Annotated in this window: 19 protein-coding genes and 1 pseudogene; 8 read left to right on the top strand and 12 right to left on the bottom strand. The window is 69.1% G+C overall.

Annotated features, from left to right (window positions below; genetic code table 11):
- Positions 1 to 51 precede the first annotated feature (51 nt).
- From ACTIFS_RS10270 to ACTIFS_RS10260, 3 genes and pseudogenes are all read right to left on the bottom strand, one after another.
- Positions 52 to 453, bottom strand: a pseudogene (locus ACTIFS_RS10270) (allophanate hydrolase-related protein); the annotation flags it as partial.
- A 370-nt stretch (positions 454 to 823) separates the two neighbouring features.
- Positions 824 to 1,561: a GntR family transcriptional regulator gene (locus ACTIFS_RS10265; protein WP_439573995.1), complete on the bottom strand. Its 738-nt coding sequence runs from the start codon at positions 1,559 to 1,561 to the stop codon at positions 824 to 826.
- Between the two features lie 37 nt (positions 1,562 to 1,598).
- A complete protein-coding gene (locus ACTIFS_RS10260) occupies positions 1,599 to 2,591 on the bottom strand; it encodes a DUF2125 domain-containing protein (RefSeq protein WP_439573994.1) in 993 nt (330 codons plus the stop codon).
- 97 nt (positions 2,592 to 2,688) lie between these two features.
- On the opposite strand from ACTIFS_RS10260, the gene ACTIFS_RS10255 reads away from it, so the two are divergent.
- Positions 2,689 to 3,219 carry a gamma-glutamylcyclotransferase gene (locus ACTIFS_RS10255; RefSeq protein WP_439573993.1) on the top strand — a complete coding sequence of 177 codons (531 nt, stop codon included), beginning with the start codon at positions 2,689 to 2,691 and terminating at the stop codon, positions 3,217 to 3,219.
- 3 nt (positions 3,220 to 3,222) lie between these two features.
- On the opposite strand, the gene ACTIFS_RS10250 is transcribed toward ACTIFS_RS10255, so the two are convergent.
- The 4 genes from ACTIFS_RS10250 to ubiG all read right to left on the bottom strand — a co-directional run bounded on the left by ACTIFS_RS10250 (position 3,223) and on the right by ubiG (position 6,216).
- Positions 3,223 to 4,491, bottom strand: a complete 1,269-nt coding sequence (locus ACTIFS_RS10250; RefSeq protein WP_439573992.1) for a ubiquinone biosynthesis hydroxylase — start codon at positions 4,489 to 4,491, stop codon at positions 3,223 to 3,225.
- 209 nt (positions 4,492 to 4,700) lie between these two features.
- Positions 4,701 to 4,916, bottom strand: a complete 216-nt coding sequence (locus ACTIFS_RS10245; RefSeq protein WP_439574258.1) for a cold-shock protein — start codon at positions 4,914 to 4,916, stop codon at positions 4,701 to 4,703.
- Between the two features lie 193 nt (positions 4,917 to 5,109).
- The gene (locus ACTIFS_RS10240; RefSeq protein ID WP_439573991.1) at positions 5,110 to 5,397 is read right to left on the bottom strand and encodes a hypothetical protein; all 288 of its coding nucleotides are present in this window, start codon (positions 5,395 to 5,397) and stop codon (positions 5,110 to 5,112) included.
- A 75-nt stretch (positions 5,398 to 5,472) separates the two neighbouring features.
- On the bottom strand, positions 5,473 to 6,216 hold the full coding sequence (ubiG, locus tag ACTIFS_RS10235) for a bifunctional 2-polyprenyl-6-hydroxyphenol methylase/3-demethylubiquinol 3-O-methyltransferase UbiG (RefSeq protein ID WP_439573990.1): 744 nt from the start codon (positions 6,214 to 6,216) through the stop codon (positions 5,473 to 5,475).
- Positions 6,217 to 6,450: 234 nt separating this feature from the next.
- Between ubiG and ACTIFS_RS10230 the strand changes: the two genes are divergently transcribed.
- The 5 genes from ACTIFS_RS10230 (at position 6,451) to prmC (ending at position 12,968) form a co-directional block, all read left to right on the top strand.
- Entirely contained in the window at positions 6,451 to 7,686 is a 1,236-nt protein-coding gene (locus tag ACTIFS_RS10230; RefSeq protein ID WP_439573989.1) for an aspartate kinase, read from the top strand.
- 45 nt (positions 7,687 to 7,731) lie between these two features.
- A complete protein-coding gene (locus ACTIFS_RS10225) occupies positions 7,732 to 8,613 on the top strand; it encodes a dienelactone hydrolase family protein (protein WP_439573988.1) in 882 nt (293 codons plus the stop codon).
- Positions 8,614 to 8,779: 166 nt separating this feature from the next.
- The gene (gene ptsP, locus ACTIFS_RS10220; protein ID WP_439574257.1) at positions 8,780 to 11,044 is read left to right on the top strand and encodes a phosphoenolpyruvate--protein phosphotransferase; all 2,265 of its coding nucleotides are present in this window, start codon (positions 8,780 to 8,782) and stop codon (positions 11,042 to 11,044) included.
- Complete coding sequence (gene prfA, locus ACTIFS_RS10215; protein WP_439573987.1) at positions 11,044 to 12,114, top strand: peptide chain release factor 1; 1,071 nt, start codon at positions 11,044 to 11,046, stop codon at positions 12,112 to 12,114. The genes ptsP and prfA overlap by 1 nt, the downstream gene beginning before the upstream one ends.
- The gene (gene prmC / locus ACTIFS_RS10210; RefSeq protein WP_439573986.1) at positions 12,111 to 12,968 is read left to right on the top strand and encodes a peptide chain release factor N(5)-glutamine methyltransferase; all 858 of its coding nucleotides are present in this window, start codon (positions 12,111 to 12,113) and stop codon (positions 12,966 to 12,968) included. Before prfA ends, prmC begins: the two co-directional genes overlap by 4 nt.
- Before the next feature lie 2 nt (positions 12,969 to 12,970).
- Here prmC and ACTIFS_RS10205 read toward each other — a convergent pair whose 3' ends face one another.
- The 5 genes from ACTIFS_RS10205 to ACTIFS_RS10185 form a co-directional block, all read right to left on the bottom strand.
- Positions 12,971 to 13,360 (bottom strand): hypothetical protein, encoded by a 390-nt coding sequence (locus ACTIFS_RS10205; RefSeq protein ID WP_439573985.1) that lies wholly within the window; start codon positions 13,358 to 13,360, stop codon positions 12,971 to 12,973.
- Positions 13,347 to 13,829 carry a hypothetical protein gene (locus ACTIFS_RS10200; protein ID WP_439573984.1) on the bottom strand — a complete coding sequence of 161 codons (483 nt, stop codon included), beginning with the start codon at positions 13,827 to 13,829 and terminating at the stop codon, positions 13,347 to 13,349. The genes ACTIFS_RS10205 and ACTIFS_RS10200 overlap by 14 nt, the downstream gene beginning before the upstream one ends.
- 197 nt (positions 13,830 to 14,026) lie before the next feature.
- Positions 14,027 to 14,872 carry a Bax inhibitor-1/YccA family protein gene (locus ACTIFS_RS10195; protein WP_439573983.1) on the bottom strand — a complete coding sequence of 282 codons (846 nt, stop codon included), beginning with the start codon at positions 14,870 to 14,872 and terminating at the stop codon, positions 14,027 to 14,029.
- 188 nt (positions 14,873 to 15,060) lie between these two features.
- On the bottom strand, positions 15,061 to 17,625 hold the full coding sequence (locus ACTIFS_RS10190; RefSeq protein ID WP_439573982.1) for an ABC transporter permease: 2,565 nt from the start codon (positions 17,623 to 17,625) through the stop codon (positions 15,061 to 15,063).
- Positions 17,622 to 18,338 (bottom strand): ABC transporter ATP-binding protein, encoded by a 717-nt coding sequence (locus tag ACTIFS_RS10185; protein WP_439573981.1) that lies wholly within the window; start codon positions 18,336 to 18,338, stop codon positions 17,622 to 17,624. The genes ACTIFS_RS10190 and ACTIFS_RS10185 overlap by 4 nt, the downstream gene beginning before the upstream one ends.
- Before the next feature lie 104 nt (positions 18,339 to 18,442).
- Between ACTIFS_RS10185 and ACTIFS_RS10180 the strand changes: the two genes are divergently transcribed.
- Together ACTIFS_RS10180 and ACTIFS_RS10175 are read left to right on the top strand one after the other, a co-directional pair.
- Entirely contained in the window at positions 18,443 to 19,087 is a 645-nt protein-coding gene (locus tag ACTIFS_RS10180) for an arylesterase (protein WP_439573980.1), read from the top strand.
- A 378-nt stretch (positions 19,088 to 19,465) separates the two neighbouring features.
- A complete protein-coding gene (locus tag ACTIFS_RS10175; protein ID WP_439573979.1) occupies positions 19,466 to 20,503 on the top strand; it encodes a DUF4167 domain-containing protein in 1,038 nt (345 codons plus the stop codon).
- Positions 20,504 to 20,691 lie beyond the last annotated feature (188 nt).

The following is a 20,691-nucleotide window of genomic DNA, read 5'->3' as shown; positions in this document are numbered from 1 at the left end:
GGTCCTGGTCCGGCACTTGTTGTCGTTTCCGGCCCGGTTGGTCGGGTGCTGTCATGCGGCCTGCCCCGAAAGATGCGCGACATAGGCGCGCCAACCGCCATGGGCGGTGATCTCCTCGGCCCCGACGAGGCCCTGCGGCTCCGCCAGAAAGCCCTTTGGACTGGTGCCGTCGGCAAGGCGAAGCGTGCCGATCCCGAGGGGAGCGGGAATGCCGGCGACGAACCGCCCGAAACCCGCCGGCTCCAGCGCCCAGACCTCGCAGGCAATGCCCGCACCGGTTCCGTCCGCGACCCGGATGAGGCCCGGCCGCGCCGGCGGTCCGCCGGGCAGGGCGTAGAGGCGATAGTCCGCCGTCGTCGTTGCGGTGCGCCGGAAGGTGGCACCCAGGCCAACGAGTTCGCGGTTGAGCGCCATGCCCGACAGATGCGCTCCGACCACGACGATCTCGATCGCCTCGCTGCCAGGCAGATCGGATGGAAGCGTTGCCGTCACAGCCTGGCCCTCCCGGAGCAGTGCGGGCCGAGAGCGTTCGGGCTGGACGATCGGAGATGTCGGCAGGTCTGGTGCATGGCAATCAGGCAGGTTGATGCCGTTGCCTCGCAATGCCTGTGCCAAACGTCGGAGGTGACCGGAAAATGGGCCGCCGACTGGCGGGAACCGTGGCCGTCAATCGACCAAGCTCATGACAATATGCAGAATTTCTCGCCCGGCTGGACCGGCTTGGCCAATGTCCGCCAGGCGATTACCCGCGCGAAGCAGCCGTCTGGTGCCGCTGAATTGTATGCAATCAGGGCGAAGGAGCCAAAAAATGACTACGATTTAATCATTCTCGGGAGTCCGAACCGGCAGCGGAGAGCACCTCCCAGGCCTGTGCCGACAACCCGATATGGCGGAGCATGGCAGCACGGGCGCGCTCCGCGTCGCCCCGCTGGATCGCCTCGACGACGGCATCGTGCTCCTGATGCGAGCGGGAGAGCCGGTCGCGGCCCTCCAGCTGGGCCCGACGGAATGGGGCGAGGCGGCGCCGTGTGGCGGAAGCGAGTTCGGCAAGATAGGCATTGCCCGACCCGCGATAGACCGCCACGTGAAACTCGATGTTCAGGCGGCTGTAGGCGGCAAGGTCTCCGGCACGCACGAGCGCGGCCATGGTTGCGTGCAGACTGTCGAGATCCGCGCGCGCCTTGCGGCTCATCTTCAACGCACTCTGGGCCGCACACAGCGCCTCCAGTTCGCCCATCACGGCAAACATGTCGCGCAGGGCCGCAGCGTCCGGCTTGGCCACGACGGCCCCGCGGTGCGGCCGGATATCGACAAGCCCGGACGCTGAAAGCTGGCGCAGGGCCTCGCGCACGGGCGTCCGCGAAACGGCATATTCGGCCGCGATCTGCAGTTCGTCCAGCGCCGAGCCGGGCACGAGCCGGCCGGATACGATCGCCTCCGCGAGACTGGTCTGAAGCTCCTCGGACCGGGTTGCCTTGGGCCGAAGCTTCAGCCCGGACGCCTCGTCGGCATGAGCCGCAAGGCTGCCCGTCCCGTTGCTGGTGCCTGATCCCTCGTTCATGGCGATCGGTCTGTTGCGGTTCGTTGGGGGGACAGGTTCAGGGCAGGATCGTCGGCAGGGGAATGCGGATTGGACCGATCTGCAGGCGCCCGTCCGCTGCTCTCAGATTGAGCATGCGGCCGGGCCGGCCTTCAACATCGGCCGGACGGCCGGCAAGGGTCAGCGCACCGGTCGCAAGAGGCCCGAGCGTGGCGCCGAAGCCTGACGCCTGGATGGCCGCCTCGGCATTGGCGACCCGGAGCTCGATCTGGCCCTCCGGCTTGCCCTCGGGGGTCAGGCGCAGATTGCCGCGGGCAATGCCCAGTGCCTCGCCCTGCGCCAGGCGCACCAGCACCACATCCACCGAGCCGCCCGCGGCCTTCCACTGCCGCGGCGTCAGCGGCAGCGGCAGGCTCGGCGAGCGCAGCAGCCGGCGCAGGACCAGTTGGACCTCGGCATCGACCGGGGCCGCCACCTGCTCGCCGAAGCGGGCCGACACCAGCTTTGACACGACATCGACGCTGATCGGGTCGGCCTGATTGGGGCGCGTGTGGAGTTCGGCCCGGTTCGCGCGCAGGATCGCCTCGCCGTTGCGCATCACCTCCAGCGCCTCGGCATGGGCGCTCGTGCTGTCATAGCGGCCGATGGCCAGCCGCGCCGAGGCCTGGAACAAGCGCCAGTTTGCGGTGACGATAGTCGGGTCACCCTCTGTGGTCACCACGGCGGGCCCTGTGACCTCGGCGATGACATGGCCGGGGCTCCAGATCTGGGAGACCACATGCAGGCGCTCGAAGCGATAGGTCTGGTAGGGTCGGGCTTCGTCGCGCAGTTCCACCGTCGGCCTGGTGCAGGTGATCTCCATGCGGAACGGATAACCGCCGCGTGTGCGCTCGGCGCATTGGATCACCCGGCCGTTGGCCGCCTCGCTGGACAGCCAGCGCTGGACGAGGTCCTCCGCGCGGTTCGCCCCCCAGTGCCAGACCAGGCTCCAGCCGGCAACCGCGACGCCGACGGCCGCCAGGGGCAGCAGGATGGTCCGCAGTCTCGGCATGGGCACTCATCTCCGGCGGGGCTTGCAAGGCAATGATCGCCTCTATACCAGAACGCGCCTTGCGTCTCCCCGCAACCGACGCGCTCCGGCCCCCTTCATGATCGGCAATGACGGCGACTTCTGGGTGTTCGGCTACGGCTCGATCATGTGGCGTCCGGGCTTCGATTTCGAGGAGCGGGTCCCGGCCAGGCTGATCGGCCTGCACCGCTCGCTCTGCGTCTATTCCCACGTCCATCGCGGCACGCCGGAACAGCCCGGCCTCGTGCTCGGCCTCGACCGGGGTGGCGCCTGCCGGGGCATCGCCTTCCGCGTGGCCGGATCCCGGCGCGAGGCGACGGTCGCCTATCTGCGCGAACGCGAGCAGGCCACAGCGGTCTATCTGGAGGTCGAGCGGCGTGTGACGCTGGCACGGCCGGGCGATCCGGTCGTGCAGGCGCTGACCTACATCGTCGACCGCGGCCATCCGCAATATGCCGGCCGGCTCAGCCTCGAGAAGCAGTTGCACATCGTGCGGCAGGGACACGGACGCTCGGGCGCCAATCCCGACTACGTGCGCAACACCGTCAGGGCGATGGAGGACCAGGGCTTCCGCGACGCCGACCTGCACTGGCTGGCGACGCATTTGTAGGCGCTACAGGGCTTCGCCGCGCAGCAGCCGCGGCGCCTCGCCGCCGATCCCCGCCGCCTGCCGGATGAAGAACGACTTCAGCCCCGGCATGCGGTCGACGAAGCCGAGGCCGAGATCGCGCACGAAGCGCAGCGGATCGGAGCCGTTGGAGAACAGCCGGTTGAGCCCGTCGGTCGCTGCCCCCATCACCACCGTGTCGAAACGGCGCCAGCGCTGGTAGCGCTCCAGCACGTCGGGCGAGCCCGGGTCGAGCCCGAGACGGGCCGCGTCGGCCACGCATTCGGCCAGCGCAGCCACGTCACGGAAGCCCATATTGATGCCCTGACCCGCGATCGGATGGATGACGTGGGCGGCATCCGCCACCAGCGCCAGCCGCTCGCCGACGAACGTGCGCGCGACATGCAGGCCAAGCGGATAGGCACGCGGGGCATCCACCACCCGGATCGGGCCGAGCTTGTGGCCGAAGCGGGTTTCCAGTTCGTCCTGGAACAGGACCTGCGGCAGGGCGCAGAGCCGCTCGGCCCGGCGGCTCTCCTCGGTCCAGACGATGGACGACCGCCGCCCCTTCAGGGGCAGGACGGCGAAAGGCCCGGCGGGCAGGAAATGCTCCTCCGCGCGCCCCTCGTGGTCGTCCTCGTGCTCCACCGTGCAGACGATGCCGGACTGGCCGTAGTCCCAGCCGACCGTGGTGATGCCGGCAAGCTCCCTCAGGCGCGAGCGCCCGCCGTCACAGGCAGCGACGAGGCTGGCCGTCACCGGGCTGCCGTCGGCGAGTTCGAGCATGGCCCGGCCCGGCCCGCCGGTCAGGGCCTCGACCGCCTGCGGCAGGAACCGCACGCCGAGCGCCTGCGCGCGCGCGCGCAGCGCCTCGGTCGCCACCGCGTTCGGCGCCATGTGCGCGAAGGGTTCGCCGGGCGTCACATCGCCGTCAAACGTGAGCAGAACCGGCCTGACCACATCCAGCGTGCGGCTGTCGGTCACCACCATGTCGAGGATCGGCTGAGCCTCGGGTGCGATGGCCGGCCAGACCTCCAGCACCTCGAACAGCCGGCGTGCGGCGGCTGCAAAAGCCGAGGCGCGCCCCTCGTCGCGCACGGAACCGGCAAGAGACGGGTCGGCGACCGCCACGGAAAAGCCCTCGCCGAGGGCCTGTTTCAACGCGACCGCAAGCGCCAGTCCCGCCATGCCGGCGCCAGCGATGGCGACGTCGACAGACAGCGTATCCCGGTCGGATCCGGGATCGGTTGCGGGCTGTGAAGCAGGCTCTGGCATGACGGCGTCCGGGCGCGTGCGATGCCGGAATACCTAGGCGAGGATCGGCCGAAAGGGAATTGCACCGCGTCACAATGACCGCGGCGGGCCCGTCGTCAGCCGGACGCAGACGCCCGGGATCGACAAAAGAACACGAAGTTGTGAAGGCGAAACCTTTCGCCGCGCGCGCCTCCACCGCGCGACGCTAGGGAATGTCGGTCCTCAGCCTCCTAGCTGCGGACGGCGAGGTTGACCGCCTTCGGCCCCTTCCCGCGCTTGTCGGGCTCGAGTTCGAAGGAGAGTTTCTGTCCCTCCGCGAGGCTTGCGAGCCCAGAGCGCTGGACGGCGGAGATGTGGACGAAGATGTCCTTGCCCCCATCGTCCGGCTTGATGAAGCCGTAGCCTTTTTCAGTATTGAAAAACTTGACGGTACCCGTCATCGACATGCCGGTCAGCCTTTCGGAATGCACTGCCGGTTCCGCACGATTGCGAACCTGACTGAGCTCCGGACCAGGAATATCCGCGATGCTCCGGACACGGTACGACACCGGATCGCCGCCAGGTCCTTGCCGCCCGGACCTGAGAGCCGATCAAAGCGTATCGCGGTTTTTTTGTGATGCACAGCCCCCTTTCGCTGAATCAGCGAAGGTTTCGCCGGATCAATGCCAGCCTCGACGGGGACGGCAAAGAAGAGGAGGCGCAGGGAACATCCGATATACGCCAGGTCGTCACGTTCTCGTCGGTTGTGCAGATGGCAAGGCGCTCACCGCCGGTGGTCCTCAGGCAGATCGTCTGCCCGACGGTCCAGTCACGCCCTTCGGCCCGACAGGTGCATTGCGGCAGCGTCACGGGCGGACCGGGCGTGAAGGGCTGGCGGCGCGCGGGCTCAAGCGGCTGGCCGAGGGCCGGCCAGCAGATCAGCGCCATGACGAGGACCAGGCTGAACCTGCGCATGACATCAGGATAGCACCGGCTGGTGCCCGGTCCAACATGCCGCCGGCTTCAGCCGGGGCGCCGGGCCGTCACCATGTAATTGACGCCGAGATCATCCGTCTCGACCCAGGAATCCCTCAGGATGTCGTAGCGGACGCCGCGCCGGTCGAAGACGGCCATGCCGGCAGCGGCGATGCCGCTGGCCAGTTCCTCCGGCGTCACGAACCGGTCCCACTCGTGCGTTCCGCGCGGCAGCCAGCGCAGGACATATTCGGCACCAACGATCGCCAGCGCATAGCTCTTCAGGGTCCGGTTGATCGTCGCCATGACCAGAAGCCCGCCGGGGCGGACCATGCCGGCGCAGGCCGAGACAAACAGCGGCACGTCGGCGACATGCTCCACCACCTCCATGGCCAGCACGATGTCGAAGGTCTCGCCCTCGGACGCGAGGTCCTCTGCCGTCGTGCAGCGATAGTCGACGGCAACGCCCGACTGCGCGGCATGGATGCGTGCGGTCTCCACATTGGTGCGCGCCGGATCGGCCCCGACCACCGCGGCGCCCATGCGCGCCAGCGGCTCCGACAGGAGGCCGCCGCCACAGCCGATATCGAGGACCCTGAGCCCCTTCAGCGGCGTCATCGAACGCGCATCGCGCCCGAAGGCCTCGGCCGCCCGGTCCCGGATATGGGCGAGACGGACCGGATTGAACTTGTGCAGCACGGCCATCTTGCCGCGCGGGTTCCACCATTCGGCGGCGAGCCGCGAGAACTTCTCCACCTCGGCCGGATCGAGCGTCGTCGCCGGGAGCGTCATGACGATGTCCTCTCAGAAGGGCCCGGACCATGGCTGGCGGGGGTCGTCCAAGGTCGCGTTGCCTTACCCCCGATCGGTGGTTATGGATACGCGCCTTTTCGCCCCCCGGCCTTGATGCGCGCCAACACGCCGCAGCGCAACGGGCCCTTTCGAGACCCTTGCCCGGCCAGATCTTCCACCCGTCCCCTCAACCAGGCCCGCTTCAACCAAAGCCCGCTCCAACAAAGCCTCACCATGTCTCGCCTCGTGATGAAGTTCGGCGGAACCTCCGTCGCCAATGTCGACCGGATCCGGAACGTCGCCCGTCACGTCAAGCGCGAGGTCGAGGCCGGCTACAAGGTGGCGGTGGTGGTCTCGGCCATGTCCGGCAAGACCAACGAACTGGTGGCATGGTGCAAGGAGGCGGCGCCCTTCCACGACCTTGCCGAATATGATGCCGTGGTAGCCTCGGGCGAGCAGGTGACGGCGGGCCTGCTGGCCATCGTGCTCGGTTCCATGGGCATCCGCGCGCGCTCCTGGCAGGGCTGGCAGATCCCGATCGTCACCGACGAGGCCCATTCGGTCGCGCGCATCGCCGATATCCCCGCCGACAACCTCGAGGCCGCTTTCGACGCGGGCGAGGTGGCGGTGATCTCCGGCTTCCAGGGCATCACCCGCGAGAGCGGACGCATCGCCACGCTCGGCCGGGGCGGCTCCGATACCTCGGCGGTGGCCATCGCAGCGGCCATCCATGCCGAGCGCTGCGACATCTACACCGATGTCGATGGCGTCTACACCACCGATCCCCGGGTCGTTCCGAAGGCGCGGCGCCTCGACAAGGTCGGCTTCGAGGAGATGCTGGAAATGGCCTCCCTCGGCTCCAAGGTGCTGCAGGTCCGCTCCGTCGAACTGTCCATGGTTCACGGCGTGCGCACCTATGTCCGCTCGTCCTTCGACGATCCGGACGCCCCGCAGCAGGGCACTCTCATCTGCGACGAGGAGGAAATCGTGGAAAAGCAGGTCGTGACCGGCATCGCCTTCTCCAAGGACGAGGCACAGGTGAGCATCCGGTCGGTTGCGGACAAGCCGGGGGTCGCCGCCGCCATCTTCGGCCCGCTGGCCGAGGCCAACATCAATGTCGACATGATCGTCCAGAACGTCTCCTCCGACGGGACCACCGATATCACCTTCACCTGTCCGGGCGCAGACCTGGAACGCGCCCGCCGCGTGCTGATGGATGCAAGGCCGGTGATCGGGTTCACGGCGCTGGAGACGGCAACCGACGTGGTGAAGGTCTCCTGCATCGGCGTCGGCATGCGCTCCCACGCCGGTGTCGCGGCCAAGGCCTTCCGCGCGCTTGCGGACAAGGGCATCAACATCCGGGCGATCACCACGTCGGAAATCAAGTTTTCCGTGCTGATCGATGCCGCCTATACCGAGCTGGCGGCCCGCACGCTCCATTCGCTCTACGGCCTCGACAAGGCGGCATAGGGCGATCCGGGGCACGCGGTCATGGTCACGTTCGGGATGCCGGACTTGAGGCAGCTTCTGCTGGCAGCGCTGGTGGCCGCCCTGTCCGCCATCGGCCCAGCTGCGGCTCAGACATCCGCGATGCTGGGCATTCCCTTCACGATCACCAGGCCCGCGGGTGACGGACCCTTTCCCGGCGTGGTCCTGCTGCACGACTGTTCCGGCCTTGGTCCCGGCTCGTCAGGCGCAGCCTGGCGCTGGTCGTCGGAGCTGACGCGTCTCGGCTATGTGACGATCTGGCCGGACAGCTTCTCGACCCGCGGTTTCCCCGGCGGCGTCTGTTCCGAACCGAACCGTGGCGCCGTTGCCCCGCGCTACCGGGTGGCCGATGCCTATGCGGCCCTCGCGCATCTGCGCAGCCTGCCCTTCGTCGATGCCCGCCGGGTTGCGGTCATGGGTGGCTCGCACGGCGGCTCGACGACCCTGGCCTCGATCCTCGCCCTGCCGGTCAACATTGCGCGAGGCTCGCCGGGTTTTGCCGCCGCGGTCGCCCTCTATCCGTCCTGTGGACCGCGCTACGGCGAATGGGAGGTGGTGCACGCGGCCGGTCCGGCCAGTCCCGTCACCAGCTATCGCGGCGTGTTCAGGCCACTGGCACCGACACTGATCCTGACCGGCGAACTGGACGACTGGACACCGGCCGAGCCGTGCAACCAGTTGGTAAGGGCGGCTCAAGCCGCCGGACATCCCATGGAGATCCGCATTTATCCCGGCGCGCACCATGCGTTTGACAGCGCTGCTCCGGTCCGCCACGTCGCCGGCCGCATGAACGCCAATGCGGCTGGCGGACGCGGAGCGACCACCGGCGGCAACGCCACGGCCTGGGCCGACGCGCGAATCAGGGTGCGGGATTTTCTCGCCGCGCATCTGCAGGCAACGACACGCTAGTCTTGCGGCGGGCCGCACTTTTCTGCATCAGGACGCCGGACCCGCTCCGGAGCGGCACCGGCTTTGCAAACCGGCATCGCGGACCTTAATGGTTGAACGGCGGCGGGGGCCCGCCGTCCCCGGTTGTGCTACCAGCGGGCGACACGCCCAGATCGTGACCATGCCAATGCGTCCCGCATTCGGCGGTCCTCGCCTTCTGCTCCGCCGCCTCCGCGAGGTGATGGCCGAGCAGATCTCGGCGCAGGAGCGCCTCGACAAGATCGTGGTGCTGATCGCGGCCAACATGGTGGCCGAGGTCTGCTCGGTCTATGTCCTGCGCGTCGACGCGGCGCTCGAGCTCTATGCCACGCAGGGCCTGAACCGCGAGGCCGTCCACCTGACCGTCATGGGCGCCGGCGAGGGCCTCGTCGGCATGGTCGCCCAGACGGCTGAGCCGCTGAACCTCTCCGACGCACAGGATCACCCCTCCTTCTCGTTCAAGCCGGAGACGGGCGAGGAAATCTTCCACTCCTTCCTCGGCGTGCCGATCCTGCGCGGCGGCAACACGCTCGGCGTGCTCGTCGTCCAGAACCGAGCGCACCGCAAATACGAGGAGGACGAGGTCGAGGCGCTGCAGACGACCTCGATGGTGCTGGCGGAGATGATCGCCTCCGGCGAGCTCTCGCCGCTGGCGACACCCGGGCAGGAACCTGCGGTGCGCCGGCCGCTGGCCATCTCCGGTGCCGGCCTCGCCGAGGGCGTCGGCCTTGGCCATGTCGTGCTGCACGAGCCGCGCGTGAAGGTGACCAAGCTGATCGCGGACGATCCAGCCTCCGAGATCACGCGGCTCGAAAGCGCGATCGAGGCCCTGCGTGCCGAGATCGACGACATGCTGGACAGCGAGGAGGTGGCGCGCGGCGGCGAGCACAAGGACATCCTTGAGGCCTATCGCATGTTCGCCCACGATCGCGGCTTCGTGCGGCGCCTGAAGGAAGCCATCGCCACCGGCATCACCGCCGAGGCCGCCGTCGAGCGCGTCCAGTCGGACAACCGCGCGCGCATGATGCGCCAGACCGACCCCTACATGCGCGAGCGCCTGCACGACCTCGACGACCTTGCCAACCGGCTGATGCGCCAGCTCACCGGCGAGAAGGTCGTCTCCCACGAGGACCTGCCCGACAATGCCATCGTCGTGGCGCGCCACATGGGACCGGCGGCGCTGCTCGACTACGACCGCTCGCGTCTGCGCGGGCTCGTGCTGGAAGAGGGCGGGCCGACCAGCCACGTCGCCATCGTCGCCCGGGCGCTGGGCATTCCGGCTGTCGGGCACGCGGACAATGTCACCGGCCTTGCCGACCAGGGCGATGCCATCATCATCGATGGTGCGACCGGCGAGATCCACCTGCGCCCGACCGGCGACATCGAGGCGGCCTATGCCGAAAAGGTGCGCTTCCGTGCCCGCAGGCAGGCCCAGTACGCCGCCATCCGCGACCTTCCGGCGCTGACCCGCGACGGCGTCGAGATCAAGCTGCACCTCAATGCCGGCCTGATGGTCGATCTGCCCTTCATGGAGGAGACCGGGGCTGCCGGCATCGGCCTGTTCCGCACCGAGCTGCAGTTCATGGTGTCCAACGCCCTGCCGCGCACCTCCGAGCAGCTCGACCTCTACCGCAAGGTTCTCGACGCCGCCGGCAGCCGGCCGGTCACGTTCCGCACCCTCGACATCGGCGGCGACAAGGTGCTGCCCTACATGGACGTGATCCAGGAGGAGAACCCGGCACTCGGCTGGCGCGCCATCCGCCTCGGCCTCGACCGGCCGGGCCTGCTGCGCAGCCAGGTTCGCGCCATGCTGCGCGCCGCTGCCGGCCGCGAGATCCGCATCATGTTCCCGATGATCGCCGCGGTGGAGGAGTTCGACGAGGCCAAGGCCATCGTCGAGCGCGAGCTGACCCATCTCAGGCGCCATGCCCACCGCATGCCCGATCGGGTGCATATCGGCGCGATGGTCGAGGTCCCGGCCCTGCTGTTCCAGCTCGACGAACTGTTCTCCCGCGTTGATTTCCTGTCGGTCGGCTCCAACGACCTCGTCCAGTTCATGTTCGCTGTCGACCGCGGCAACATGCGGGTCGCCAACCGTTTCGACGTGCTCTCCCCGCCGATCCTGCGGGCATTGCGCGCCATCGCCCGCAAAGGCGTCGAGCACGGCAAGCCCGTCACCCTGTGCGGCGAGATCGCCTCGCGGCCGCTGGAAGCCATGGCGCTTGCCGGCCTCGGCTACCGCGCGCTGTCGCTGTCGCCCGCGGCCGTCGGCCCGGTGAAGTCCATGCTGCTGGAACTCAGCCTCGAACGGCTGCGCGGCCTGATCGACCCCCTGATCGACGCGCCGCGGGCGGGCGTCTCGATCCGCGAGGAGCTGAGGTCCTTCGCCGAAGCCGAGGGCGTTAGCCTCTGATGCTGCCGCTCGCCAAGCTTGACGCGCTGGTCGACCGCCAGGCCGTCATCGAAGCCGAACTCGCCGCCGGCGCCGATGGCGAGCGTTTCGTGGCGCTGTCGCGTGAATTTGCCGAACTCCATCCGGTCGTCGCTGCGGTGAAGGCTTACAGGACCGCCATCGCCGAGCGCGACGGGCTGGACGAGCTTGCTGCCTCCGGCGATGCCGAGATGGCCGACCTGGCCCGGGCCGACCGGCCGTCCGTGGACGCGAGGATCGCCGATCTAGAGACCGCCCTGCGGCTCGCCCTGCTGCCGAAGGACGCTGCCGACGCCCGCAACGTGATCCTGGAGATCCGCGCCGGGACCGGCGGTGACGAGGCGTCGCTGTTCGCCGGCGATCTGTTCCGGATGTACGAGCGCTATGCCACCCTGCAGGGCTGGTCCGTGGAGGTCATCTCGGCGAGCGAGGGCACGGTCGGCGGCTTCAAGGAGATCGTCGCCACGGTGAAGGGCTCGGGCGCCTATGCGCGGCTGAAGTTCGAGAGCGGCACACACCGTGTCCAGCGGGTGCCCGCAACCGAATCCGGAGGGCGGATCCATACCTCCGCCGCGACCGTCGCCGTGCTGCCCGAGGCCGAGGAGGTCGATATCGCCATCGACGAAGCGGACCTGCGGATCGACACCATGCGTGCCCAGGGCGCCGGCGGCCAGCATGTCAACAAGACCGACTCAGCCGTGCGCATCACCCATGTGCCGACCGGCACCGTGGTGCTCGTGCAGGAGGAGCGTTCGCAGCACAAGAACCGCGCCCGCGCCATGGCCATCCTGCGCGCCCGCCTCTATGACGACGAGCGGCAGCGCCTTGACGCCGGCCGGGCGGCGGACCGTCGCCTTCAGGTCGGTTCGGGCGACCGCTCCGAGCGCATCCGCACCTATAATTTTCCCCAGGGCCGGGTCACCGACCACCGCATCGACCTCACCCTCTACAAGCTGCCCGAAATTGTCGCCGGCACGGCGCTGGGCGAGATCGTCGATGCCCTGATCGCCGACCACCAGGCGGGCCTGCTGGCCGCCGAGGCGGCCGCGTGATCGCCGCCGGCCAGACGCTGCGGGAGGCGCGGGTCGCCTTGTCAGGAGCCTTCCGCGCGGCCGGCCTCGACGAACCGGAGGCCGATGCCCGCGCCCTGATCCGCCATGTCGCCGGCAGCGATTCCGCCCTGCACGGGATGGCCTCGGACCGCTGCCTGACCGATGAGGAAGCGGGCCGGTTGTCAGCCCTTGCCGCCCGCCGGCTGGGCCGCGAGCCGGTCGCCCGCCTCACCGGCATGCGCGCATTCTATGGCATCGATCTGGCACTCAATCGCGCCTGCCTCGTGCCCCGGCCCGATACCGAGACCGTGGTGGAGGCGGCACTCGCCCTCCTGCCCGACGGCCTGCCCACCCGCATCCTCGATCTCGGCACCGGCCCGGGCACGATCCTGCTGGCGATCCTCGCCGAACGCCCCGCGGCCACCGGGACGGGTGTCGACCTGTCTGCAGAGGCGCTTGAGGCGGCCCGCGCCAATGCCGCGGCGCTTGGCCTTGGCGCGCGGGCCGACTTCCGGCAGGGCAACTGGCTGAAGGGCCTCGCAGGCCCGTTCGGGATGATCGTCTCCAACCCGCCCTATATTCCGGCCGCCATCTGCGAAGGGCTCGACCCTGAAGTGCGCGACCATGATCCGCGGCTCGCTCTCGACGGCGGGACCGACGGGCTCGACGCCTATCGGGCGATCCTTGCCGGAGTGCCCGCCCTGCTGGCGCCCGGGGGCCATCTGGTGCTGGAACTCGGCATCGGCCAGGCTGCCCCCGTCGCGCTCATCGCGCGCGACCACGGCCTGCGGCTGGCGGCGCTCCGGTCCGACCTTGCGGGCATTCCGCGCGCTCTGGTGCTGGTGGCCACGTAGGGTCAGGGCCGCGGCAGGGCGAAGACCACCGCCCGGTACTCGGCCGAGTCCGTAAAGCCGGCATCGATCAGCAGCGCAATGACCACCGCCATGCTGGTTCCAGCCTCGTTGCGCACGATGTCGGTGATACGCGGCGCGATCAGGCACGTCTTCGGCGGCAAGACATAGTGGATGGCGATCGTCCGGGTGCGGAAAGCCTCCGGACTGCGGGTTGCAGCGTCCTGGTCCCAGGAGGGAATCTCTGGCGCCAGCGTCACGCTCAGCCGATGCATCTCGGACGTCTCCCGCTCCCGGCAGGCCAGGTCGGGGTCGGCCGGCACCGGCATCTCGGCGGTCACCGCGTATTTCATCGAAACGCCGGGATGGGCGCCGACGATATCAGGCCTGTCCATCACACGCAGCGGCCCCTCGGTGGCGGTCAGGTCGGTGATGGCGCCCGCCCAGCCTGCGGCCGGGATCGGCCAGACGCAGGGCCTGGAGCGGCCGGCGCGCTGTCTGCCGCACCCAGCGCCGGATTGCCTGCGTGGAGGCGGTCTCGCTGTCGTCCTCACTGAAGCGGAAGCTACGGATGGCCTGCCGACGCGGATCGTCCGGGGCGCTGTCGAAGGTCAGCTGGGTCGCACCACGCGGAAAATCCGGCGCCGATCGGCCGGTCTCCCGGTCGACGACATCGATGGCGAAGGCGCCCTTCTCGTTGACCCCGTCGCCGCCCTCCTGCTCGAAGCCGAAATAGCGGCCATCGGCGGAGAATCCGAGGATGCGCAGTTCGGGCGCGGTTCCAAGTTCGCGCGAGGATGCGGGTGCCGGAGCCGCGAGGACGGCTGCAGCGGCAAGAACGGCAAAGGCGAGAAAGCGCGACATGACTTGATCGGATCCGGGCAGGGGCTTGGTGCCAGCCGGATTAATCTGCCCGTCTTTCCCGCTCACATCGCCGGACGGTTGCCCCGTTTCGTCTGTATCAGGCGGAGATCAGGTGTGCCGCGGGGCAGCGGAACGACCCGGAACGCAGAAACCCCGGCCGAAGCCGGGGTTTCCATGCGACCGAAAGCCCTGAAACCTTACTCTTCGCGCGAGCCGAGGAGCGCCATCAGGAACTGGAACATGCCGACGAAGTCGATGTAGAGCTGCAGCGCGCCGAAGATGGCGGCCTTCTGCACCAGCGACCCGTCGTTGGAATAGGCGAGGCTGTAGATGTACTCGTTCTTGATGTTCTGCGTGTCGTAGGCCGTGAGGCCGGCGAACACGAGGACACCCACCACCGAGATGATCCACTGGAGCATCGTCGAGGCCTGGCCGGTGAAGGCGGCAATGCCGATGTTCACGATCATCGCGATGATCAGACCGAACAGGCCCATCATCAGGAAGGTGCCCATGCCCGACAGGTCACGCTTGGTGGTGTAGCCGAACAGCGACAGGGCGCCGAACGAGGCCGCGGTGATGAAGAACACGCGCGCCACTGAAGTGTGGGTGTAGACGAGCAGGATCGTGGTCAGCGACACGCCCACCAGCGCCGCATAAAGCCAGAAGGTCATCTGGGCGGCCGGCGCACTCATCCGGTCGGCCCGGAACGAGAGCAGCAGCACCACGGCGAGCGGTGCGAGGATGACCACGAACTTGAACCAGCTGGCGAACAGGAAGGCGCCGAAGGGCGTCAGGAACTGGCCGCCGGGAATGCGCAGGGCCCCGCGGGCACCCTGGGCAGCCAGCGAGGCGTCGCCCGTCACCGAAAGCATGTAGATGCCGAGGGCGGCAAAGCCGGTGATGGCCAGGCCCAGCATCATGTAGTTGTAGACGCCGATCATGTACGACCGCAGACCCTGATCGATCTGGGCCTGCTGGGCGGCCGTCGTCTGGCCATAGCCGTAGCCACCGTAGGCTTGGGCATTCGGATCGTAGTTCGACATGGAAGAACCTCTGGGTTTCCCTTGGAGCGGATCGCCGTCAGGCCGACCTTCCCGACGCTCAATATGGTCGAGACCATGGCGGACACAAGGCCCACGTGCTGCGCCGCGGCCAACGCGGCTGTATGTCGCAAGCAAACCCGTCAAAAACCGCCAGTTTGCGGCAATGGTGCATCTGCGAAGGTAGGCTTCTACATGTTGCGGAGCACCGGCGCGGGCCGGACCCCCAGCGCCCGCCAGGTACCGATCAGGCCAAGCCCCACCGTCACGGTCACCGCCAGCACCACGATACCGGCAGCGGCCAGCGGCTCGAACGCGAAGCCGATGGACATGACCTGCGTCGTCACTGCCCAGGCGGCGACAGATCCGGCAGCGATGCCGAAGAGGGCGGTCACCGCGCCGAGCAGCGCATATTCGAGCGCATAGGTTGCAATCAGCATGGGCCGGGTCGCCCCGAGGGTCTTGAGAATGACCGCGTCGTAGACCCGTGCCCGATGGCCGGCTGCCAGCGCCCCCGCCAGCACCAGGATCGAGGCCAGCAGCGTCACAAGGCTCGCGCCGCGGATGCCGGTGGCGATGCGGGCGGCGAAGGCCCCGACCGTCTCCAGCGCGTCCTTGACCCTGACGGTAGCGACGGCCGGAAAGGCGCCCGCCACCGCCTGCAGCAGTGCGATCTCCACCGCCGCCGGCGGCTGCTCGCGGTAGGTGAGCGTGGCGAGGTGGGTGTGCGGCGCCCCGCGGAAGGCATTGGGCGAGAACACGACGATGAAGTTGATGCCGAGATTGTCCCACTGGATGCGCCGGAAATTGGCGATCCGGGCCGTGATGTTCCGGCCGAGGACGTTGACCGTCACCTCGTCGCCGATTTTCAGCCCGAAACCGCTGCCCATCCGCTCGTCGAAGGAGACCAGCGGCGGGCCTGAATAGTCGGGCGCCCACCAGTCACCCTCCACCACCTGCGAATTGCGCGGCACCGTGGTCGCATAGGTGATGCCGCGGTCGCCGCGCAGCGCCCAGGCGATCTCGTCGCGCGCACGGATCTCCTCGACCGGTCGCCCGCCGAGCCTGACGAAGCGGCCGCGCAGCATCGGCACCCGCTCGATCTCGGCGCCCGGCGCGCGTTCGGCGATGAAACTGTCGAAACGGGCGACGTCGCCGCTGGGAATGTCGGCGAAGAAGAACGACGGTGCCCGTTCCGGCAGCGCCTCGGTGATCTGCCGGCGGAAGCTGGCGTCGACCAGCGCGATCACCGCCAGCAGGGTCAGGCCGAGGCCCAGGGAAAGCACCACGGCGGGGGTCAGCGCGCCCGGTCGGTGGAGGTTGGCGATGGCGAGCCTCAGTCCCGGCCGGCGCGCCCGTGGCAGCCGGCGGGCGAGCGCCATGATGCCGGCCCCGACCAGCCTCAGCGTCACGAAGATCGCCGCGGCTCCCGCCATGAAACCGAGCGCCAGGCGCGGATTGAACGAGGTTGCGACAGACAGGATCACGAGCGCCGCGAGAGCGCCGGCGGTGAGCAGGATGTAGCGCCGGCGTGGCCAGCGCGACGATGCTTCCACCGTGTCGCGGAACAGGGCGGAAACCGGGATATCGTGCGCCCGCCCGAGCGGCCAGAGGGCGAAGGCCAGCGCCACCAGCAGGCCATAGCCGGCGGCGACCGCCAGTTCCCCGGCATAGACGCCGACCTCGATCGGAACCGGTATGATCTGGCCGGCCAAAGCCACGACCAACCAGGGCAGCGCCGACCCGGCGGCAAGCCCGATGGCGGTGCCGACCAGCGCCAGCCCGCCGATCTGCGTGAGCATGATGGCGAAGACGGTGCCACCGGTTGCCCCGACGGCCTTGAGGGTGGCGATGTCGTCCCGCTTGCGATCGACCAGCCCGGCCACGGCATTGGCAACGCCCACGCCGCCCACCAGCAGGGCGGTCAGGCCGACCAGGGTGAGAAACTGCGAGAAGCGCTGCACCTGCGTGGCAAGCTGCGGCGAGGCGTTCATGCGCGTGCGCACGTCGAACCCGGCGTCCGGAAACCGCTCGCGCATCTCTGCAACGACGCGCGCGATCGCCGCCTCCCCGGCGATGCGATCGTCGAGGCGCAGCTGATAAAGCCAGCGGATCAGCGATCCCGGCTGGATCAGGCCGGTCTGCCGGAAGGCATCAAGCGACAGGATCAGGCGCGGACCGAAGCCGACGCCGAAAGCCAGACGGTCGGGCTCGTCGCGGATCACGCCACGGATCTCGACAGTCAGATCGCCAAGCGTCAGCGTGTCGCCGGGTGTCAGGCCGAGCCGGGCCAGCAGTGCCGGTTCCACCAGCACGCCATGGCGGCCGTCGCGCAGGCCGGTGAGATCTGCCGTGGTGCCGCCCGGCTCGGTCGCCAAGGTGCCGACCAGCGGGTAGCCGGCGGGATCGACCGCCTTCAGTTCGACGAGCGTCGAGGTCGCGCCCCCGCGCGCCATGGCCCGGCTGGCGGCCATGACCGCGACGGTGCCGCGCTCGGCAAGCGCGGTAACGACTGCGGGCGGCAGTTCCTGATGCATGATCTGGAAGGAGGCGTCCGCCCCGAGGATCACCCGCCCCTCGCGGCCGAGACCTTCGACGAGGCCGCGCGCGAACGAGCCGACGCCGGCAATGGCGGCGACGCCAAGCGCGATGCAGGCGAGAAAGATGCCGAAGCCCCTGAGCCCGCCGCGCAGGTCGCGCAGGCCGATGCGGATGGCAACCGGCAGCCGCGCCGGCCGTGCGACGAAACCGCTCATGCCGGCGTCACCAGGCGGCGGTCCTCGACGATGCTCCCCGAGCGGAGCCTGACGACCCGGTCGCAGCGTTCGGCAAGCCCGTGATCGTGCGTCACCAGGACGAGCGTTGCGCCACGTTCCGCCTGCATGGCGAACATCAGATCGACAATGCTGCGCCCGGTTGCCTCGTCGAGATTGCCGGTCGGCTCGTCCGCGAACAGGATGGCCGGCCGGACGCTGAGCGCGCGTGCGAGCGCGGCGCGCTGCTGCTCGCCGCCCGACATCTGCGCCGGATAATGGTTGAGACGGCCGCCGAGGCCGACGGATTCCAGTTCCGCGGCCGCCTTGTCGAAGGCGTGCGCATCGCCGGAAAGCTCCAGCGGCACGGCGACATTCTCGAGCGCCGTCATGGTCGGGATCAGGTGGAACGACTGGAACACGATGCCGGCATGGCGGCCGCGAAAGCGCGCCAGCCTGTCCTCGTTCATGGCCGCGATGTCCTCGCCGGCCAGCCTGACCGTGCCGGCATCGGCCCGCTCCAGCCCCGCCATGACCATCAGCAGCGTCGATTTGCCCGAGCCCGAGGGCCCGACCAGCCCGACGCTCTCGCCCCGGCCGATGGTCAGGCTGAGGCTCTTCAGGATGTGGACGCGCGATGCCCCCTGGCCCAGTGACAGGTCGATCCCCGTCAGCACAATGGCGGCGTCGGGGGGCGCGGCGGTGAGAGCATCCATGCGGCGGTTCCAGGAGGGCAATCGATAAGGTCCGACCGCCGGTTGCGGTGCGGCAGGCCAATGCCTAGATGGCATCGACTACAGGCGTTTGGAAGGGAGAGCGGGTGCGCAAGCGTGTGATCGGGCTTCTGGCTGCGGTTCTTGCCGCGGTTCATCTCGCCGGCCTGTCGCCCGCGCTGGCCCAGCGGACCATCCGCATCGTTGCCCTGGGCGACAGCCTGACGGCCGGCTACCAGCTCACCGCGCAGGATGCGTTCCCGTCCCGGCTGCAGGCGGCCCTGCGGGCGCGCGGCCACTCTGTCGAGGTGGAAAATGCCGGCGTCTCCGGCGATACCTCGACCGGCGGCCTCGAACGGCTCGACTGGGCCGTGGGCGACGGCGTCGATGCAGTGATTCTGGAGCTCGGCGCCAACGATGCGCTGCGCGGCATCGATCCCGCCATCACCCGCCGCAACCTGGAGACGATCATCACCCGGCTGAAGGAGCGCGGCATCGCCATCCTGCTGACCGGCATGCTGGCGCCGCCCAATATGGGCCCCGACTATGCGGCCGCCTTCAACCCCATCTTCCCGGAGCTTGCCCGTCGCCACGGCCTGATCTTCGACGGCTTTTTCCTGGAGGGGGTGGCAGCGGTGCCCGCACTCAATCTCGGCGACGGCATGCACCCCAATCCGCGCGGGGTGGCGGTGATCGTCGAGCGCATTCTGCCGAAGGTCGAGGAGCTGATCGCGGCGGTCCGCCAGCGCTGAGCCAACGGCGCCGCGCCCCCCGGTTACAGAATCCGCTTGGAATCCGGCTGCCGAAACGCTAACTTGCCATCATGGATTCGATGCGGCTGGGATTTGATGCCGCTGGTCGAACACACGATACCGATCCGGTCTGGTGGGTTGCTGACGTCGGAGCCAGGCGCGTGGGGCGCCGTGGACCGACCCCGAAACGAGGACGTGGCGCGGCGCGCGCCGGCGGCAGGGTGCAGGGGCACCGGGGCCGCATATCCGTAGATCACCGAATGCTGCACGAGCAGCGGGGCCATGACCGCGATCCCGTGGGGATCGAACGGCCAGAGCCCGCAAACCGGACAGCCGCCATTGACGGCTGTCGCTTGGAGAGGTCGACAAAGGACCGACATGAGGAACGGCAATAACAAGCGCATGCGCGGCCGCAATCGCGGCAAGGGACCCAATCCGCTGTCGCGCAGCTACGAGTCGAACGGGCCCGATGTAAAGATCCGCGGCACCGCCCAGCATATCGCCGAGAAATACCTGCAGCTGGCCCGCGATGCCCATTCGTCGGGCGACCCGGTGTCCGCCGAGAGCTATCTCCAGCACGCCGAGCATTATTTCCGGATCATCGCCACCGCGCATGACCAGCTCCGGCAGCAGACGGGCTTGCGCGCGGATGGCCAGCCGGCCACCCAGGACGACGAGACCGACGAGGGCGAGGACGACGACGATTTCGCGTCCCCCTTCGACAAGCGCTTCGAGTCTCCGGTCATCGTGCGGCCCGAACCCCCGCAGCAGCAGCCGCGCGGCGATTTCGGCGGCCAGCGCGACTACCAGGGCCAGCGGGATTATCAGGGTCAGCGCGACTATCAGGGTCAGCGGGACTTTCAGGGTCAGAACCGACAGGACCGCTTCCCCGGCGGCGGTCAGCGTTTCCCGGATCGTCAGGATCGCCCGGACCGTCAGGATCGCCCGGACCGTCAGGATCGTCCGGAGCGTCAGGACCGGCCGCGCGGACCGGCCGACCCGGCTGCAGCCGACCAGCCCGATCTGGCCGGCGCCGAGGGTGACGCCGGTTTCGCCGCGCGCGAGGGCCAGCGTCAGGACGGGCGTCCCTACGAGAGCCGCCGTGATCGCTTCGAACGGCGCAGGGCCGAACGGTTCGCCGAGCGCCAGTCGCGCCGCGAGCCCGGCAGCCCGGTCGGTGAGGGCGGCCCCGACCGCGACGCGCCGCAGGGTGAACCGACCCGCAGGCCCGAGGTCGCGCGCGAGGAGGAGGAGGTCGGTCTCGGTCTGCCGTCCTTCATCACGGGCGGCGTTCCGGCCGCTGCCGAGGTGGCGGACGAGCCAGTCGTGGCCAAGCCGCGTCGGCGGCGCACGCCACGCGCCGAGGACGACGCCCCGGCCGCGGAAGCCCCCGAGAAGACCCCGGCCGCCGAGTAGGCAGCCCGTCCTTTCGTCCAATCGCATCATGAGGCGCGTCCCGTCCGGGGCGCGCCTCATGCGTTCCGGCACCTTGCCGCCCCGTTCGGGTCACGCTAGAGCGCTGCCATCGAACCGCCGTCCGGCGGCGACCCGACAGACATTGCAGGACGCGCCAGCCCGCCGGGGCCATGGCGCCCGGGAGCGAG

Source organism: Phreatobacter sp. (assembly GCF_051860605.1).
In the GTDB taxonomy this organism is placed as follows: domain Bacteria; phylum Pseudomonadota; class Alphaproteobacteria; order Rhizobiales; family Phreatobacteraceae; genus Phreatobacter.
The sequence above is the reverse complement of the archived record's forward strand: the minus strand, read 5'-3'. Positions and strand labels throughout refer to the sequence as shown.

What these genes read in the sequence shown, in the direction of transcription:
- ACTIFS_RS10245 (WP_439574258.1), bottom strand. Translation starts at nt 4,916, where the DNA reads ATGTCGATGACGGGTACCGTCAAGTTTTTCAATACTGAAAAAGGCTAC.
- ACTIFS_RS10190 (WP_439573982.1), bottom strand. Translation starts at nt 17,625, where the DNA reads ATGAGCGGTTTCGTCGCACGGCCGGCGCGGCTGCCGGTTGCCATCCGC.
- ubiG (WP_439573990.1), bottom strand. Translation starts at nt 6,216, where the DNA reads ATGACGCTCCCGGCGACGACGCTCGATCCGGCCGAGGTGGAGAAGTTC.
- ACTIFS_RS10200 (WP_439573984.1), bottom strand. Translation starts at nt 13,829, where the DNA reads ATGTCGCGCTTTCTCGCCTTTGCCGTTCTTGCCGCTGCAGCCGTCCTC.
- ACTIFS_RS10185 (WP_439573981.1), bottom strand. Translation starts at nt 18,338, where the DNA reads ATGGATGCTCTCACCGCCGCGCCCCCCGACGCCGCCATTGTGCTGACG.
- ACTIFS_RS10205 (WP_439573985.1), bottom strand. Translation starts at nt 13,360, where the DNA reads ATGGACAGGCCTGATATCGTCGGCGCCCATCCCGGCGTTTCGATGAAA.
- ACTIFS_RS10230 (WP_439573989.1), top strand. Translation starts at nt 6,451, where the DNA reads ATGTCTCGCCTCGTGATGAAGTTCGGCGGAACCTCCGTCGCCAATGTC.
- ptsP (WP_439574257.1), top strand. Translation starts at nt 8,780, where the DNA reads ATGCGTCCCGCATTCGGCGGTCCTCGCCTTCTGCTCCGCCGCCTCCGC.
- ACTIFS_RS10250 (WP_439573992.1), bottom strand. Translation starts at nt 4,491, where the DNA reads ATGCCAGAGCCTGCTTCACAGCCCGCAACCGATCCCGGATCCGACCGG.
- ACTIFS_RS10260 (WP_439573994.1), bottom strand. Translation starts at nt 2,591, where the DNA reads ATGCCGAGACTGCGGACCATCCTGCTGCCCCTGGCGGCCGTCGGCGTC.
- prfA (WP_439573987.1), top strand. Translation starts at nt 11,044, where the DNA reads ATGCTGCCGCTCGCCAAGCTTGACGCGCTGGTCGACCGCCAGGCCGTC.
- ACTIFS_RS10255 (WP_439573993.1), top strand. Translation starts at nt 2,689, where the DNA reads ATGATCGGCAATGACGGCGACTTCTGGGTGTTCGGCTACGGCTCGATC.
- ACTIFS_RS10265 (WP_439573995.1), bottom strand. Translation starts at nt 1,561, where the DNA reads ATGAACGAGGGATCAGGCACCAGCAACGGGACGGGCAGCCTTGCGGCT.
- ACTIFS_RS10195 (WP_439573983.1), bottom strand. Translation starts at nt 14,872, where the DNA reads ATGTCGAACTACGATCCGAATGCCCAAGCCTACGGTGGCTACGGCTAT.
- ACTIFS_RS10240 (WP_439573991.1), bottom strand. Translation starts at nt 5,397, where the DNA reads ATGGCGCTGATCTGCTGGCCGGCCCTCGGCCAGCCGCTTGAGCCCGCG.
- ACTIFS_RS10175 (WP_439573979.1), top strand. Translation starts at nt 19,466, where the DNA reads ATGAGGAACGGCAATAACAAGCGCATGCGCGGCCGCAATCGCGGCAAG.